Source organism: Protofrankia sp. Cj3, from assembly GCF_917627355.1.
Lineage (GTDB): Bacteria > Actinomycetota > Actinomycetes > Frankiales > Frankiaceae > Protofrankia.
This window is the reverse complement of the sequence record NZ_CAKJTR010000021.1, coordinates 18918-19848: the sequence shown is the minus strand read 5'-3', so window position 1 is coordinate 19848 and position 931 is coordinate 18918. Positions and strand designations below refer to the sequence as shown.

At 69.6% G+C, this 931-nt stretch carries 1 protein-coding gene and 1 pseudogene; both read right to left on the bottom strand.

What is annotated here, in order from left to right:
• Positions 1–108 precede the first annotated feature (108 nt).
• Positions 109–360: pseudogene (locus MJ783_RS04795) on the bottom strand (helix-turn-helix transcriptional regulator); the annotation flags it as partial.
• 146 nt (positions 361–506) lie between these two features.
• Positions 507–931, bottom strand: a 425-nt coding sequence (locus MJ783_RS04790) for a HipA domain-containing protein (RefSeq protein ID WP_239308703.1), incomplete at its 5' end; no start/stop codon positions are given.

Here is a 931-nt window from a genome sequence, read left to right as displayed (position 1 = left end):
CGCTTAAGGTGTGCCGTGGTCGGGCGAGGTGGGCCGATTTGATGGCCGTCGCGCAGCTTCCGGGGAGCGGGCGCAGAGGCGACGGGCGGTGTCCGGTCCCGGGCCGGCTCAGCCGGAGCGTTCGATCGCTCTCCGTGTGGCGAACGCGAATTCCGAGCCGTAGCCACAGCGTTCGGCGACTGTGCTCAGTGGGGCCTTGGACTCGCGCAGCAGTCGTGCCACGGTCATCATCCGCCACCAGGTCAGGTACGCCGACGGGGGCTGACCGACGATGGTGGCGAACCGCTTGACGAAGGCCGCGCGTGACAGTCCGGCCTCCCTGGCCGGGTCCTCGACGGTCCACGGACGCCCGGGGTGGCGGTCGCGCCCAAGGCCCCGCGCCACCTGGCTCCCGCGTTGGGCGATGACCTCGACGAGGCTGCCTGACGGCGCCGCTGTGTTCGATGCGGGTGTCACTGGTGATCAGCGGCAGTCTCCGACGCGATCGCACGCGCCTGCACGGATCCTCAAGACACGCTGAGAGCGCGTGCGATCCGTCGCTGTTCGCTCTCGTAGGCCACTGCCATCCGGTCGGCCTGGCTTTTCGGAATGCCGAGCTCGGCGGCGGCCTGCCGCCAGCCCGCCGTGGCAGTCTCCACCTCCCTGACGAGGTCGCGGGCCCTCGGCGGCGACAGGCGGAAGTAGCTGCCTACCGACAGCGCGATGTCGATGCTTGCGTCGGTGTTGTCGAGATCGACGGCCGTGCTCAGCCGGGCCGGGTTGTCCGGATTGGGGTTGAGGTCATAGGCAGGAGAGAGCGCCCAGCCGTCTCGCTCGCGCAGGAACGCGTGATTGCGCAGGTGGTCGTCGGTGTTCCCGGTCAGGATGGAGAACAGGATCCGCCGGTAGAGCTCACGCAGGTCGGCGTCAGCTCCCGGCGAGTGGCGTTCGA